Below are 14777 nucleotides of genomic sequence, written 5' to 3'. Positions count from 1 at the left end.
ACGCCGATGACGGCGCGCTGCTGTCACCGCGATTTCACAGACCCGTCCGACCATGCGCGGGTTTTCTGCCCGATTCCCTTCACTTCGACGATGGAGCGTCTGCCTTGAACGACTTTTTCAAGACCCTGGAAATCCAGCGCTGGGACGACCACCGCTATTACCACCACAGCCGCATCAACCAGACGCTGCACCTGATCAGCGCGATCAGCTTCGTGGTCGCGTATGTGATGCTGTGGTTCGATCCGATCATCTCGGCGCTGATCGCGTGGCTGGTGTCGATGACCTCGCGCCAGGCGGGGCACTTCTTTTTCGAGCCCAAGGGTTACGACCACGTGAACCAGGCGACGCACGAGTACAAGGAAGAGATCAAGGTAGGCTACAACCTGCGCCGCAAGGTGGTGCTGATGAGCCTGTGGGCGCTGGCGCCGGTGCTGGTGTGGATCGATCCCGCGGTGCTGGGGCTGTTCGAGCCGCACCACGACAACTGGGGCTACATCCGCCACGTGGGCACGCTGTGGCTGGGGCTGGGCATCGGCGGGCTGCTGTTCCGCACCATTCACCTGTTTTTCCTGCAGGACATCCAGACGGGACTGGTGTGGGCGACGAAGATCCTGACCGACCCGTTCCACGACATCAAGCTGTACCACAAGGCGCCGTTGTTCCTGTTGCGTGGTCAGCTCATCGACCCGGGTGTGGGGCATCGCTGACGTGTGTTGTTGGTGTTCGATGCGATTCGCTCGAACACCTCGCGAAGCTCGCGGCCACTGGGTGCACTGCTCCGCGAATGTCCCCCGGACGGCTGCGCCGTCCTCCTCCTTTATTTCGCTACGCAGTGCACCCCAGCGTCCGCGAGCCGAAGAAGCGGTGGCGCGCCCACAGACCGAGTGCCAACGAGGTCGTNNGGAGCGCGCCAGCGCTCCGTTCCGGGGGACAGTCGCGGAGCCGGACACCCGAGCGCCGACGACCGGCCCCGCCGGAGAAAGCCGCTGGAACGTCAAGCCAGCAGCTGGAGAAAGACTCAGTGCCTCCCGAAAAACGCCGACAAGGTCTCCTTGCGCAACTGCTTGCCGATGACCTTGGCGTCCACGCCCTCAGGCAGCGTCCACCAGCCAGCCGCCTGCATGTCCTTGCCAGCCGCCACGCAGCGTTGCACCACCTCATCGAACGCCGCATCGTCAAAGTTCAGCGCGAAGATGAAGCGCCCCGTGCCCACCCAGCTCAAGGCCAGGCCATGCCAACGCAGGTAGTACTGGAACATCCAGTGATACCGCCCCGGTTGCGTGTAGCCCAGCGTCCACACGCTGTGCAGGTTCTCCGCGCGCACCGGCAGGCCCGCTTCGGCCATGGCGGCGTTGAAGCGCTCGCGGCGCGCGTTCCAGCGCTCGTCGCTGCCGGCGTACATCGCCTGCACCTCCGGCCTGTCCAGGCGCTTGAAGAAGGCGTGCATGCCGCCCATCACGTGCGGGTGGGAGTTGAAGGTGCCGCGCGCGAAGCAGAGGTCGGCGGGGCGGTCGGCGCGGAAGCGCTTCATCAGCTCGGCGCGGCCACACACCACGCCCACCGGGTACCCACCGGCCACCGACTTGCCATAGGTCACCATGTCGGCCTTCACGCCGAAGTATTCCTGCGCACCACCTGGCGCCAGGCGAAAGCCCAGGAAGACCTCGTCGAAGATCAGTACGATGCCGCGCTCGGTGCACACCTCGCGCAAGCGCTTGAGCCACTGCGTGTAGGCCGCGCGGTCGTAGCCGGCGCTGCGCAGGCCGTTCATGAGCGTGGAGTCCCCCGGCGCGTTGCGGTTGGGGTGCAGGGCCTGCAAGGGGTTGATGAGCACGCAGGCGATGTCGCGGCGCGTGCGCAGCACCTGCAGGCTCCGCTCGTCCATGTCTTTGAGGGTGTAGGTCTCGCGTGGGGGCATGGGGTTGCCGGGGCCGGGCTGCACGTCTTCCCACCAGCCGTGGTACGCGCCGCAGAAGCGCACCAGGTTCTTCTTCTTCGTGTGGTATCGCGCCAGGCGCACGGCCTGCATCACGGCCTCGGTGCCGCTCATGTGGAAGGACACCTGGTCCTGGCCGGAGATGGCCTTCAAGCGCGCGATGTTGCTGGCCACCACCGGGTGGTAGGCGCCCAGCACGGGGCCGAGTTCGAGGCCGATGGCCGCACCCTCTTCCATGCAGGCCTTGTAGAAGTCCACGCCGAAGACGTTGACGCCGTAGGAGCCGGTGAGGTCGAGGAAGCGGTTGCCGTCGAGGTCTTCCACTTCCACGCCACTGGCCGATTGAACGAAGGCGCCGACCTTGAGGCGCTCGCGCAAGTAGGGGCTGAAGGGAAAGGGCACGCGGTAGGCGCCGGTGAGCTGCAGATCGGCCAGGCCCTCGCGCGCCTCGGCGGTCAGCGCCAGGGACTTGGCATAGCGCTCGGCGTAGCCGGCGCACAGCGTGTCGAAGGCCGCGCGGCGCTGCGCGGCGAGGGCCTCGTGGGCGCCATCGGCCCGGAAGAAGTGCGCGTCGTCAAAGGCGTAGCCCGGCAGCCAGCCCGCCAGGCGTTTGGCCATGCGCGAGTGCCCCGCGAGCGAGCGGTGCTTGGCGCGCGACAGCGCCAGGCGCTGCTTCAGGTAAGGCAGGGCCAGCAGAAGCGAACCGGCTGGCAAGGCATAAGGCAGAAGGGACATGGCGTTGGGGGCGTCGTGGTGTTCCCGCACTTGTATGGCCCCCGGATGACCCAACGATGAAAACATTGCGACAGAACGATCACGGCTTCGTGCAACGCCAGTTGCGCCGGCTGGCGCTGAGCGAAGACCTGAACTTCCTGCTCACCAACCGCGTGCCGCGCCTGGCGCTCACGCGCTTCATGGGCTGGTTCAGCGGCATCCGCCAACCGCTGGTGCGCGACGCGTCCATGGCCGTGTGGAAGGCCTTCACCGACCTCGACCTGAGCGACGCGAAAAAGCAGCGCTTCGACAGCCTGCACGATTGCTTCACACGCGAACTGCGGGAGGGCGCGCGGCCGGTGGACGCCAACCCGTCGGTGCTGGTGAGCCCCTGCGACGCGATCGTGGGCGCGAGCGGGCGCATCGGCGACGACCCGCAGGCCCAGGTGTTCCAGGCCAAGGGCTTCCCGTACGCGCTCACCGAGCTGCTCGGCACCTCGCCGCGCAGCCAGGCGGCCATCGACACCCTGCGCGGCGGCCAGTTCGTGACGCTGCGGCTGACCTCGGCCATGTACCACCGCTTCCACGCGCCCGAGGCGCTCACCCTGGAGCACGTGACGCACTTCAGCGGCGACACCTGGAACGTGAACCCCATCGCGCTCAAGCGCGTGGAGCGCCTGTTCTGCCGCAACGAGCGCGCCGCACTGTTCACGCGGCTGCACGACGGCACGCCGCTGGTGCTGGTGCCGGTGGCCGCCATTCTGGTGGCCAGCCTGCGCCTGCGCGCCCTGCCCCTGCCGTTGAACACGCGCTACCGCGGACCCGACGAACTGCCCTGCGACGCGGCCTACGCGCGCGGGCAGGAGATGGGTCACTTCGAGCACGGCTCCACCGTCATCGTGCTGGCGCCGCCGGGCTTCGCGCTGGCCCCGGGCGCCATGGCCGGCGAGCCCATCCGCATGGGTCGGCCGCTGCTGCAACGACAGCGTGGGTTGAATGCGGCATTTATTCCGCAATAGCGGAACAATATTGCACAACCAGGCCAATGTTCCGATAATTTCGCGATACACGGAAAAATTGTGTGCCACCTCCGTTGGCCTCGATAATTTCGGTTTAGCGAAACTATGGCAAGAAAACTCCCCCCTGTCGATCCCGGGCTGTCGCCGCTGGCCCAGGGCTTGCCTGAACTGGGCCTCATCGCGCGCAACGCCCGCGCCCGGGGCGGCTTCCGCATCGACGACGCCGCCCAACTGGCGGGCGTGTCCAGCGACCTTGTCTCCCGGCTCGAAAACGGCAAGCCGGTGACCACCGACAAGCTGCTCAAGCTGCTCGACACCATGGGCCTGGCCCTGCTGGTGATGCCGCACGCACAAGCGTCGCGGGCGCTGCGCGCCGTGCAGGCAGAAGCCGCCGCGAACATCACGGAGGCGCGCGATGGCAACCAGGGCGAGTGAAGCACCCGCCTATCGCCAGGCCGACTACACGCTGCAGGTGTTTGCGGGCAAAACGCCCGTGGGCGAACTGACGCAAAACCCGCTGGAAGGCAGCTTCAGTCTGAGCTACTCACTGGACTGGGTGGCATCCGGCCCTGGCTTTCCCTTGGCACCCGCTCTGCCCCTCCACACGCCGCCGGGCTCGGCCGCCATCCGCCGTTTCCTGGAAAACCTGCTGCCCGAGGGCGATGCGCTCGACGACCTCTCGCGCGTGGAGGCCATTTCAAAAAGCAACGTCTTCGGCCTGATCCGCCACCTGGGCCGCGAAACCACCGGCGCCCTGAGCTTCCTGCCGCCGGGACAGACGCCCGACAACATTCCCCCCAGCGCGCGTGAGATCACGGCAGAAGAACTGCACGAGCGCATCGCCAACCGCGACAGCCTTCCCTTCACCGTATGGGACGGGAAGGTGCGCCTGTCGGTGGCGGGCCAGCAGGACAAGCTCCTGGTGCAGAAAGCCGGCGAACGCCTGTTCCTGGTGGATGGCTCGCTGTCGTCGACGCACATCCTCAAACCCGAGCCCCGCCGCTCCCATCTCAAGCACATGGTGGCCAACGAGCACTACTGCATGCGATTGGCTGCCCGCTTGGGACACCTCGCGTATCGGCAGACCATGGTGGCCCACGTGGACATTGTTCGCGTACCCGATCCGGTGTTGTGCATCCGCCGTTTCGATCGCGTCGAACTGCCCGGGCCGGCGGTGCCCGGCGTGGCCGATGGCGCACTGCCGCGCGTGCGCCGCCTGCACGTCATCGACGGCTGCCAGGCGCTGGATCTGCCGGTGTCCATGAAATACGAACGCAACATCGGCAGCGGCCGGGACGTGGCCCACATCCGCGACGGGGCGAGCTTTGCCCGCCTGAATGCCTTGCGCCCCCGGCTCGAACACCCGGCCGTCGGCCTGCGGCAAATGGGTTTCTGGTCCATCCTCACGCTGCTGTTGGGCAACAGCGATGCGCACGGCAAGAACCTCTCGTTCCAAGTCGGGCCCGGTGGCTTGAGCGTGTGTCCGCTGTACGACCTGGTCAGCGTCCTGCACTTCGACGCAGACCAGATCGACCACGAATTCGCGATGGCCTTCGGCGATGCGTTCCATTTCCAGGACGTGGCGCCGTTCCCGCTGGCAGACCACTGCGAACGGTGCGGCATCGACAGGCGCTTCTTTGCCCGGGAACTCCGGCAGCTGTGCCGGCTGGCGCAGAAGGAAGCCCTCGCGGTGGCACAGGACCCGGTCTACACCGACGCCGAGCGCGGCACCGTGACCACGATCGCGCACGCGGTGATCGCGCGCGCGCAGCGGCTCGACGCGATGGTCGATGCGATCCCGCGATTCGACAAGGACTTGTTCTAGGCCTGTGCCTTCGCGACAAGCCTGAGTTCGCCACATGACTGTCACGCGATCGTCACGCCACGTGTGAACGATCCGGGGAGTCACACAACACCCCACGAGGACAGGTATGCGCGAACAGAACACCCGCCGGCCCGGCGAGGTCTTCAACGACGAAGACTCCAACCGCAGCGGCAACGCCAGTTTCGACAGCGTGCTGGCCACGCGCCTGAGCCGCCGCCACCTGCTGCGCGGCGGTGCCGGCGCGGCCGTGGTGGGCAGCGCGGTGCTGGCCGGTTGTGCCACGCCGGCTTCGCCCGCCGGCCCCCAGCCCGTCAACCAGCTCGGCTTCACGCCCGTGGCCCGCACCACGGCCGACGCGGTGACCGTGCCGCCCGGCTACACCGCGCAGGTGCTCTACGCCGGTGGCGACCCGCTGGGCGCCGATGTGCCCGCCTTCAGGAACGACGGCACCGACGAGCAATGGGGCAAGCGCGCCGGCGACCACCACGACGGCATCGAATGGTTCGGCCTGGACGCGCAGAACCAGCCCTCGGGCAGCTTCACCTCGCGCGGCCTGCTGGCCATGAACCACGAGGCCACCACCGACGAGAAGCTCTCCTCCTTCTTCATCCACGCCAACGGCGGCACGGCCACGCTGCCGCGCCCGGCGGCCGAGATCGACAAGGAACTGATGGTCCACGGCATCTCCGTGGTGGAGGTGCGCCGCGACGGCCGCCGCTGGGCCACGCAGCCGGGCTCGCCCTACAACCGCCGCATCACCACCCTGAGCGAGGCCATCTTCACCGGCCCGGCCGCCGGCAGCGCGCACCTGGTCACGAAGTACAGCCCCAACGGCACCAAGGCGCGCGGCACGGTCAACAACTGCGGCACCGGCAAGACGCCGTGGGGCACGCTGGTCTCGGGTGAGGAGAACTGGTTCGGCTACTTCTTCCGCGACGCGCAGGACGACGCGCGCCGCAACGACCCGAAGATCACCGCCGCCTTCAAGCGCTACGGCCGCCAAGCGGGCGCGGCCACCCGCCACGGGTGGGAGTCCGGTGGCAGCGACGACCGCTTCCAGCGCTGGAACACCGGCGCCACCGGCGCGAGCGCGCGCGAGGACTACCGCAACGAGTTCCACACCTTCGGCTACGTGGTCGAGCTCGACCCCTACAACCCCAACACCCTGCTGACCAAGCGCACCGCGCTGGGCCGCTTCGCGCACGAGAACGTGAGCTTCGCCAAGCCGGTGGACGGCCAGCCGGTGGTGGCCTACATGGGCTGCGACGCGCGCGGCGAGTACATCTACAAGTTCGTCTCCGCCGAAAAGTGGGACCCGGCCGACGCCAAGCCGCGCAACCGCCTGGCCGCGGGCGACAAGTACCTGGACGCGGGCACGCTGTACGTGGCGCGCTTCAACGCCGACGGCAGCGGCGACTGGCTGGAACTCTCGCCAAGGAACCCCGCCATCAGCGGCTTCAAGGGCTTCGACTTCAAGACCCAGGCCGACGTCTGCGTGTTCACGCGCCTGGCCGCCGACGCGGCGGGCGCCACGAAGATGGACCGGCCCGAGTGGACCGGCGTGAACCCGAAGAACGGCGAGGTCTACATCACGCTGACCAACAACAGCCAGCGCACCGAGGCCACGGTGGACGCCGCCAACCCGCGCGCGTACAGCGACATGAAGGCCGGCAAGGAGCAGAAGGGCAACGTGCACGGCCACATCGTGCGACTGGCCGAGGCCACGCCCGCCGAGGCGAAGTTCCGCTGGGACATCTACCTCTTCGCCTCCGAAGCCGACGCCGACAAGGCCAGCATCAACCTCTCCAACCTGAGCGACGAGAACGACCTCTCTTCGCCCGACGGCCTGGTGTTCAGCGCCGCCACCGGCATCTGCTGGATCGAGACCGACGACGGCGCCTACACCGACAAGACCAACTGCATGCTGCTGGCCGCGCTGCCCGGCCAGGTGGGCGACGGCGGTGCGCGCCCGGTGAAATCCGGCAACCGNNCATCACCGAGACGCCCGATGGCCGCGCGATCTTCGTGAACATCCAGCACGCGGGCGAAAACACGAAGATGGCTGACATCGGCGACCCGGCGAAGTACGAGAGCCGCTGGCCGAGCAGCGCGGGTTATGGCGCGGGCCAGCGCCCGCGCTCGGCCACGGTCGTGATCACCAAGAACGATGGCGGGGTGATCGGCAGCTGATCGCACACCGGGGCCGAACCAAGAGACACCACGGATCCGGCTTCGCCGGTCCGTCGGTGTCGCCCCCGGCCGGGGGGAGCGGGCCGCAGGCCCGCGCGGGGGCGGACCTATTCGATGGGGGTCAGCTTGGCCACGCTGAGCGCCAGCCACTTGGTGCCGTGGCGCGAGAAGCTCACCTGCGCGCGCGCGTCGTCGCCCGCGCCCTCCACGGCCAGCACCTTGCCTTCGCCGAACTTGTTGTGGAACACGGCCATGCCGCTCTTGATGGGCGTGCCACGGTCGGGCTCGGGCGCGGGCGCGCTGGCGGCCTTCCAGGCCGGCGACCACGCGGGCTGCGGCACCGGCGCGCCCATCGCGCGGTGCCCGCCCCAGCCCGCGCTGCCCATGCCGCCCCAGCCAGAGGCCTGCGGCGGCGTCAGCCACTTCAGGCAGTGCTCGGGCAGTTCGTCGAAGAAGCGGCTCTTGAGGTTGTAGCGCGTCTGCCCGTGCAGCAGGCGCGTCTGCGAATGGCTCAGGTACAGGCGCTTGCGCGCGCGCGTGATGGCCACGTACATCAGTCGGCGCTCTTCCTCCAGGCCGTCGCGGTCGCTCATGGCGTTCTCGTGCGGGAACAGGCCTTCTTCCAGGCCGCCGATGAACACGCAGTCGAACTCCAGGCCCTTGGCGGCGTGCACGGTCATGAGCTGCACCGCGTCCTGTCCGGCCTGGGCCTGGTTGTCGCCCGATTCCAGCGCGGCGTGCGAGAGAAAGGCCGCGAGCGGGCTCAGGGTCTCGCCGGTCTCGGCGTCGGGCGCCAGCGCCTCATCGATCAGCGGTGCGTTCGGGTCCAGGCCCTGGCTCGCCGGGCTCTGCGTCAGCGCCACCGCCTCGCGGCCGAAGCCTTCCTGCATCACGAAGCTCTCGGCCGCGTTGACCAGTTCCTCCAGGTTCTCCACGCGCTCCTGGCCCTCGCGTTCCTGGCGGTAGTGCTCCACCAGGCCGCTGTGTTCCAGCACCAGTTCGACGATGTCCTTGAGGGTGCTGCCCTCGCTGCGCTCGCGCATCACGTCCACCTTGGCGACGAAGCCGGCGATGGCCGTGCCCGCGCGGCCCGTGACCGCGCTCACCGCGTCGTGCAGCGAGCAGCCGGCCGCACGCGCCACGTCCTGGAGCTGCTCGACGCTGCGCGCGCCGATGCCGCGCGGCGGGAAGTTGAGCACGCGCAGGAAGCTGGTGTCGTCGCGCGGGTTCTCGATCAGGCGCAGGTAGGCCAGCGCGTGCTTGACCTCGGCGCGCTCGAAGAAGCGCAGGCCGCCGTACACGCGGTAGGGCAGGCCGGCGTTGAACAGCGCGGTCTCCACCACGCGGCTCTGCGCGTTGCTGCGGTAGAGGATGGCGATCTCGCTGCGGGGAACCTCTTCCCGCACCAGCGCCTTGATCTCGTCCACGATCCACTGCGCCTCGGCGAAGTCGCTCACCGACTCGTTGATGCGCACCAGCTCGCCCGCGCCCGCCTCGGTGCGCAGGTTCTTGCCCAGGCGGCGCTGGTTGTGGCCGATGAGGTGGTTCGCCGCGTCGAGGATGTTGCTCACGCTGCGGTAGTTCTGCTCCAGCTTGATCTGGTGCTGCACGCGGTACTCGCGCACGAAGTCGGCCATGTTGCCCACGCGCGCGCCGCGAAAGGCGTAGATGCTCTGGTCGTCGTCGCCCACCGCGAACACGGCGTTGCCCTGTACGTCCAGGCCCTCCATGGGTGGTGGCGAGAACAGCTTGATCCAGGCGTACTGCAGCTTGTTCGTGTCCTGGAACTCGTCGATCAGGATGTGGCGGAAGCGCCGCTGGTAGTGTGCGCGGATGGCATCCTGGTCGCGCAGCAGCTCGTAGCTGCGCAGCATCAGTTCGCCGAAATCGACCACGCCCTCGCGCTGGCACTGTTCCTCGTACAGCGCGTACAGCTCGACCTTCCTGCGTGCGTCCTCGTCGCGCGCAGGCACGTCGCGCGGGCGCATGCCGTCCTCCTTGCAGCCGGCGATGAAGTACTGCAGCTGCTTGGGCGGAAAGCGCTCGTCGTCCACGTTGAACTGCTTGCACAGGCGCTTGATGGCCGAGAGCTGGTCCTGCGTGTCCAGGATCTGGAAGGTGGCGGGCAGGCCCGCGAGCTGGTGGTGCGCGCGCAGCAGGCGGTTGCACAGGCCGTGGAAGGTGCCGATCCACATGCCGCGCACGTTGACGGGCAGCAGCGCCGACAGGCGCGTGACCATTTCCTTGGCGGCCTTGTTGGTGAAGGTCACGGCCAGCACGCCCCCGGGGCCGATCTGGCCGGTCTGCAGCAGCCAGGCGATGCGCGTGGTGAGCACGCGCGTCTTGCCCGAGCCGGCGCCGGCGAGGATGAGCGCGTGTTCGGCGGGCAAGGTGACGGCGGCCGCCTGCTCGGGGTTGAGGCCGGCGACCAGCGGCGAGGCGTTCGGGGGGGTGTCCAGGGGCATCACGGGATTGTAGGAAGCGCCCGCGTGCCAACCGCGCCATACGTGGGGGCATATGGGAGCCATAAGCATCGGCCACCGGACCATCGGTCTAGAATCGCGCACCGGGCCCAAGATTCTTGCGCCCGGTTTTCTTTTTGCCCCTCGCGCGGCAAAGGAACCGGCCAGGCCAAGCGCTCATCTGTTCAACAACAGCCCTCAGGAGCCTGGTTCATGGAGATCTTTGACTACGACAACATCCTGCTGCTGCCGCGCAAGTGCCGCGTGGACAGCCGCTCGGAATGCGACGCGGGTGTGGAACTCGGCGGGCGGCGTTTCCGCCTGCCCGTGGTGCCCGCCAACATGAAGACGGTGGTGGACGAGGCCATCTGCACCTGGCTGGCGCAGAACGGCTACTTCTACGTCATGCACCGCTTCGACCTGGACAACGTGCAGTTCGTGCGCGACATGCACGCCAAGGGCTGCTTCGCCTCCATCTCGCTGGGCGTGAAAGCGCCCGACTACGCGACGGTGGACACGCTGGCGGCCGAGGGCCTGAGCCCCGAGTACATCACCATCGACATCGCGCACGGCCACGCCGACAGCGTGAAGAACATGATCGGTTACCTCAAGGACAAGCTGCCCAAGGCCTTCGTGATCGCGGGCAACGTGGCCACGCCCGAGGCCGTGATCGACCTGGAGAATTGGGGCGCCGACGCGACCAAGGTGGGCGTGGGGCCGGGCAAGGTCTGCATCACCAAGCTCAAGACCGGCTTCGGCACCGGCGGCTGGCAGCTCAGCGCGCTCAAGTGGTGCGCGCGCGTGGCCACCAAACCCATCATCGCGGACGGTGGCATCCGCTGCCACGGCGACATCGCCAAGAGCGTGCGCTTCGGCGCCAGCATGGTGATGATCGGCTCCCTGTTCGCAGGCCACGAGGAATCGCCCGGCCAGACGGTGGAAGAGAACGGCGTGCTCTACAAGGAGTACTACGGCTCGGCCAGCGACTTCAACAAGGGCGAGTACAAGCACGTGGAAGGCAAGCGCATCCTGGAGCCGATCAAGGGCCCGCTGGCGCACACGCTGACCGAGATGGAGCAGGACGTGCAGAGCTCCATCAGCTATGCCGGCGGCACGAAGCTGCTGGACATCCGCAAGGTGAACTACGTGATCCTGGGCGGGGACAACGCGGGCGAACACCTGCTGATGTAAGGCGCCGCAGGCGCCTTACATCACACGCCGAGCAGGCCGCGCGCCAGCGTGTGCAGGCGGTGCCCGGGTTCCACCAGGGCGTCCAGCACGCTGAAGTGGTTCAGGCCCGGCAGGTCTTCGCACACCGGCACCACCTCGGCCCCCCAGGCCTCGCGGATCAGCCGGTTCTGGCGGCGGAACTCACCGCTCTCGTCGCCACCAGCCACGGCCACCAGTTCACCGCGCCCCTGGCGCAGACCCGGTGAGGGCAGTCGCGCCGGGCTGGCCTTGCGCACCTGATCGGGCGTGAGCTGGAGCGAGGGTTGCACGAAGGGCGCCCGGCGCACCGGCTCCAGATCGAACACCCCCGAGATCGACAGCGCGTTGCGCACCAGCGAGGCCGGCAGATCGGCGCCCACCTCGGGCCAGCGGCAGGCCAGCATCATGGCCGCCAGGTGCCCGCCCGCCGAATGGCCCGCCACGGTGATGCGGCTCGGGTCGCCGCCGTGTGCGGCGATGTGGCGGTGCGTCCAGGCCAGTGCCTGCACCATCTGCAGCGTGATGCCCGGGATGGTGATGGCCGGCGCCAGCGCGTAGTTGGCCACCACCACGCACACCCCCAGGCGCTGGAACAGCGGCGCCAGGAAGGAATGGTCGGACTTGTCGAGCGCGCGCCAGTAGCCGCCATGGATGAAGAACAGCACCGGCGCGGCGCCCGCCCCACCCCGGGCCGGGAAGATGTCGAGCTGCTCCAGCGGCCCGTGACCGTAGCGCACGTCGACCAGCGCCCCACCCTGCTGGCGCGCCTGCTGCGAGGCCTGGGCCCAGCGCTGAAAGTACGACGGGTGGTCGGGCACCAGGGCGCGGTTGTTGTACTCGCGGTCGAGCCAGGCGGGGTCTTGGTTGAAGCTCAGGTCCATGGGCGGCGATTGTGTCATCGACAACCCCCTGGGGTTTCCCCCTGAAACCACCGGCATCCGGGGAAATCCGGGGCATCTGGGGTATGCTGCGTGAATTCCGTATACAGAATTCGCACCGCCGGCATGACCGCCCAACTGCTCCGCCTCGAATCGACGCCCGACCTGGCCGACCAGGTCTACCGGGCGCTGCTCGACGCCATCAGCTCGGGCGTGCTGCGGCCGGGTCAGCGCATCCGCCAGGAGGAACTGGCCGAGCGCTTCGCGGTGTCGCGTCAGCCGGTGATGCAGGCGCTGCGCCTGCTGCGCAAGGACGGCTTCGTGCAGGACGCGCCGCAGAACAACGGCGAACGCGTGCGCGGCCTGCAGGTGGCCTCGCTGGATGGCCAGTGGATCGCCCAGGTCTACCAGGTGCGCGTGGCGCTGGACCGGCTGGCCGTGCGACTGGCCGCTCAGCGGCGCGTGCGCATCGACCCGGCCGTGCTCGCCGCCGGCCGAGCCGCCGAACGCGAAGGCGACGTCAAGACCCTGATCGACTGCGACCTGGCCTTTCACACCGCGGTCTACCGCGCCGCCGGCAACCCGCTGATCGAGCAAAGTGCGCTGCTGCACTGGCACCACATCCGCCGCGCCATGGGCCTGGCGCTGCAACTCGAGCACCTGCGCGCGCCCGTGTGGGACGAGCACGAGGCGATCGCCAGAGCCATCGCGCAGGGCAACGCCGCCCTGGCCGAGGCGCTCATCACCGATCACTCGGAAAAGGCCAGCGGCACACTGGCCGAACAGATTGCCTTTGCATCGACGGAGCCCGCCCCCGATGCCACCGTTCAACTCCGTGGTCCCCAGCTATTTCGATAGCCGGTCCACTTGCGCGGTCCCTGGTGAAAGCCGGGGGCCGCGATTTTTTTTGCCCGCACACCTGCCCCCGCGCCCCGCCCTGAAGGGATCCGCACCATGACCGACACCCCCTCCTCCCTGCCATCCCACGCCGTCGCCGTGCTCGGCATCGGCCTGATGGGCTTTCCCATGGGCCGGCGCCTGTGCGAAGCCGGCTGCGCGGTGAGCGCGTGGAACCGCTCGCGCACCAAGGCCGATCGGCTCGCGCCCTTCGGCGCGCGCGTGGCCGACACCGCCGCCGACGCGGTGAGCGGCGCCGACATCGTCATCACCATGCTGGAGAACGGCGAGGTGGTGGAGGACGTGCTGTTCCGACAAGGCGTCGCCGAAGCCTTGCGCCGTGGCGCCCTGGTAGTCGACATGTCCTCGATCCAGCCGCGCCAGGCGCGCGACCACGCGGCACGCCTGGCGGCCCTGGGTGTGCACCACCTGGACGCGCCCGTCTCGGGCGGCACCGTGGGCGCCGAGGCCGGCACCCTGGCCATCATGGCCGGCGGCAAGCCCGCCGACGTGGAGCGCGCCCGCGCCGTGCTGGAGGTGCTGGGGCGCGTGACGCACGTGGGGCCGCACGGCTCGGGCCAGCTCGCCAAGCTGGCCAACCAGATGATCGTGGGCATCACCATCGGCGCCGTGGCCGAGGCCCTGTTGCTGTGCGAGAAGGGCGGCGCCGACATGGCCAAGGTGCGCCAGGCCATCTCGGGCGGCTTCGCCGACAGCCGCATCCTGCAGGTGCACGGCCAGCGCATGGTCGAGCGCGACTTCGCCAAGCGCGCCGCCATGACGGTGCAATTGAAGGACATGCGCAACGCGCTCAACACCGCTGAAGAGATCGGCTTCGAGGCGCCGATCACCGCGCTGTTCGAGCGCCTGTTCGCCGAGGCGACGGACCACGGCCTGTCCGACCTCGACCATTCCGCGCTGTTCGTGGAGCTGGCCAGCCGCAACGGCATGGCCTGAACAAAGATTCGCTAGAATCCGCGATTCGTGGGGACGTAGCTCAGCTGGGAGAGCGTCGCGTTCGCAATGCGANNGGGGCCGTAGCTCAGCTGGGAGAGCGTCGCGTTCGCAATGCGAAGGTCGGGAGTTCGATCCTCCTCGGCTCCACCAATCTGCAAAAAAAAGGGCCTTGTTCCACAAGGCCCTTTTTCTTTGCCGGTGGCTTACAGCGCGGCGTCCTTGACCTTCTTGAAGAAGCGCGCCTTGACCTTCACCGACGCCGGCTTGGCCGCGAACATGCGCTCGACCTTGGTGAAGGGGTCGATGCCCTTGCGGGCCTTCTTGGCCGGCACCTGCAGCGCGGTGATCTTGATCACGCCGGGCCAGGTGAAGGCGCCAGCGCCCTTTTTGGACAGCGACGCATGGATCGTGGCTTCGAGCGAGCCCAGCACGGCCTTGACGGTCTTGGCGTCGGCGCCGGAGGCCTGCACCAGGTGGTTGACCAGGGTGGTCTTGTTGAAGGTGTCCTTGATCGGTTTCAGCGCGCCGGTGGCTTTTGGTGCGGCTTTCGCGGCTGCCTTGGGGGCGGCTTTCACGGCCTTGGTCTTGGCCACGGGTTTCTTGGCGGCGGCTTTCGGTGCCGCCTTCTTTGCAGTTGCCATGCTTGGAGGACTCCAGTTGTCATTGACGAAACGCCGCGCAGGCCGCGCG

The 14777-nt window shown here is 68.3% G+C and carries 13 protein-coding genes and 1 tRNA gene; 10 read left to right on the top strand and 4 right to left on the bottom strand.

Annotated features, from left to right (window positions below):
* The first annotated feature begins 104 nt into the window (after window positions 1-104).
* A complete protein-coding gene (locus tag GTO19_RS12435) occupies window positions 105-707 on the top strand; it encodes a hypothetical protein (protein WP_291021200.1) in 603 nt (200 codons plus the stop codon).
* Between the two features lie 311 nt (window positions 708-1018).
* Here GTO19_RS12435 and GTO19_RS12430 read toward each other — a convergent pair whose 3' ends face one another.
* Complete coding sequence (locus tag GTO19_RS12430) at window positions 1019-2671, bottom strand: aminotransferase class III-fold pyridoxal phosphate-dependent enzyme (protein ID WP_291021199.1); 1653 nt, start codon at window positions 2669-2671, stop codon at window positions 1019-1021.
* Window positions 2672-2727: 56 nt separating this feature from the next.
* Between GTO19_RS12430 and asd the strand changes: the two genes are divergently transcribed.
* From asd to GTO19_RS22400, 5 genes are all read left to right on the top strand, one after another.
* The gene (gene asd / locus GTO19_RS12425) at window positions 2728-3669 is read left to right on the top strand and encodes an archaetidylserine decarboxylase (protein ID WP_291021198.1); all 942 of its coding nucleotides are present in this window, start codon (window positions 2728-2730) and stop codon (window positions 3667-3669) included.
* 105 nt (window positions 3670-3774) lie between these two features.
* The gene (locus GTO19_RS12420) at window positions 3775-4104 is read left to right on the top strand and encodes a helix-turn-helix domain-containing protein (protein ID WP_291021197.1); all 330 of its coding nucleotides are present in this window, start codon (window positions 3775-3777) and stop codon (window positions 4102-4104) included.
* A complete protein-coding gene (locus GTO19_RS12415; RefSeq protein ID WP_291021196.1) occupies window positions 4085-5494 on the top strand; it encodes a HipA domain-containing protein in 1410 nt (469 codons plus the stop codon). Before GTO19_RS12420 ends, GTO19_RS12415 begins: the two co-directional genes overlap by 20 nt.
* A 106-nt stretch (window positions 5495-5600) precedes the next feature.
* Window positions 5601-7523 (top strand): alkaline phosphatase PhoX, encoded by a 1923-nt coding sequence (locus GTO19_RS12410; protein ID WP_363302964.1) that lies wholly within the window; start codon window positions 5601-5603, stop codon window positions 7521-7523.
* Complete coding sequence (locus tag GTO19_RS22400) at window positions 7520-7684, top strand: hypothetical protein (protein ID WP_366665127.1); 165 nt, start codon at window positions 7520-7522, stop codon at window positions 7682-7684. Before GTO19_RS12410 ends, GTO19_RS22400 begins: the two co-directional genes overlap by 4 nt.
* A gap of 107 nt (window positions 7685-7791) precedes the next feature.
* Here GTO19_RS22400 and GTO19_RS12405 read toward each other — a convergent pair whose 3' ends face one another.
* Window positions 7792-10149, bottom strand: coding sequence for a UvrD-helicase domain-containing protein (locus GTO19_RS12405; protein WP_291021195.1), 2358 nt, complete (start codon window positions 10147-10149; stop codon window positions 7792-7794).
* 210 nt (window positions 10150-10359) lie between these two features.
* Here GTO19_RS12405 and GTO19_RS12400 point away from each other — a divergent pair, with 210 nt between their 5' ends.
* Window positions 10360-11337: a GMP reductase gene (locus GTO19_RS12400; protein WP_291021194.1), complete on the top strand. Its 978-nt coding sequence runs from the start codon at window positions 10360-10362 to the stop codon at window positions 11335-11337.
* A 20-nt stretch (window positions 11338-11357) separates the two neighbouring features.
* Here GTO19_RS12400 and GTO19_RS12395 read toward each other — a convergent pair whose 3' ends face one another.
* Entirely contained in the window at window positions 11358-12236 is an 879-nt protein-coding gene (locus tag GTO19_RS12395; RefSeq protein WP_291021193.1) for an alpha/beta hydrolase, read from the bottom strand.
* Window positions 12237-12359: 123 nt separating this feature from the next.
* Between GTO19_RS12395 and GTO19_RS12390 the strand changes: the two genes are divergently transcribed.
* The 3 genes from GTO19_RS12390 to GTO19_RS12380 all read left to right on the top strand — a co-directional run bounded on the left by GTO19_RS12390 (window position 12360) and on the right by GTO19_RS12380 (window position 14237).
* On the top strand, window positions 12360-13091 hold the full coding sequence (locus GTO19_RS12390) for a GntR family transcriptional regulator (protein WP_291021192.1): 732 nt from the start codon (window positions 12360-12362) through the stop codon (window positions 13089-13091).
* Window positions 13092-13187: 96 nt separating this feature from the next.
* Entirely contained in the window at window positions 13188-14087 is a 900-nt protein-coding gene (locus tag GTO19_RS12385; RefSeq protein WP_291021191.1) for an NAD(P)-dependent oxidoreductase, read from the top strand.
* 74 nt (window positions 14088-14161) lie between these two features.
* A tRNA-Ala gene (locus GTO19_RS12380) sits at window positions 14162-14237 on the top strand.
* A gap of 53 nt (window positions 14238-14290) precedes the next feature.
* Here the strand turns inward: GTO19_RS12380 and GTO19_RS12375 are convergent.
* Window positions 14291-14728 (bottom strand): HU family DNA-binding protein, encoded by a 438-nt coding sequence (locus GTO19_RS12375; protein WP_291021190.1) that lies wholly within the window; start codon window positions 14726-14728, stop codon window positions 14291-14293.
* Between the last annotated feature and the right edge of the window lie 49 nt (window positions 14729-14777).

The sequence above is a fragment of the Hydrogenophaga sp. genome, assembly GCF_011772445.1.
GTDB lineage: Bacteria > Pseudomonadota > Gammaproteobacteria > Burkholderiales > Burkholderiaceae_C > Hydrogenophaga.
This window is presented reverse-complemented; position numbering and strand designations above follow the sequence as displayed.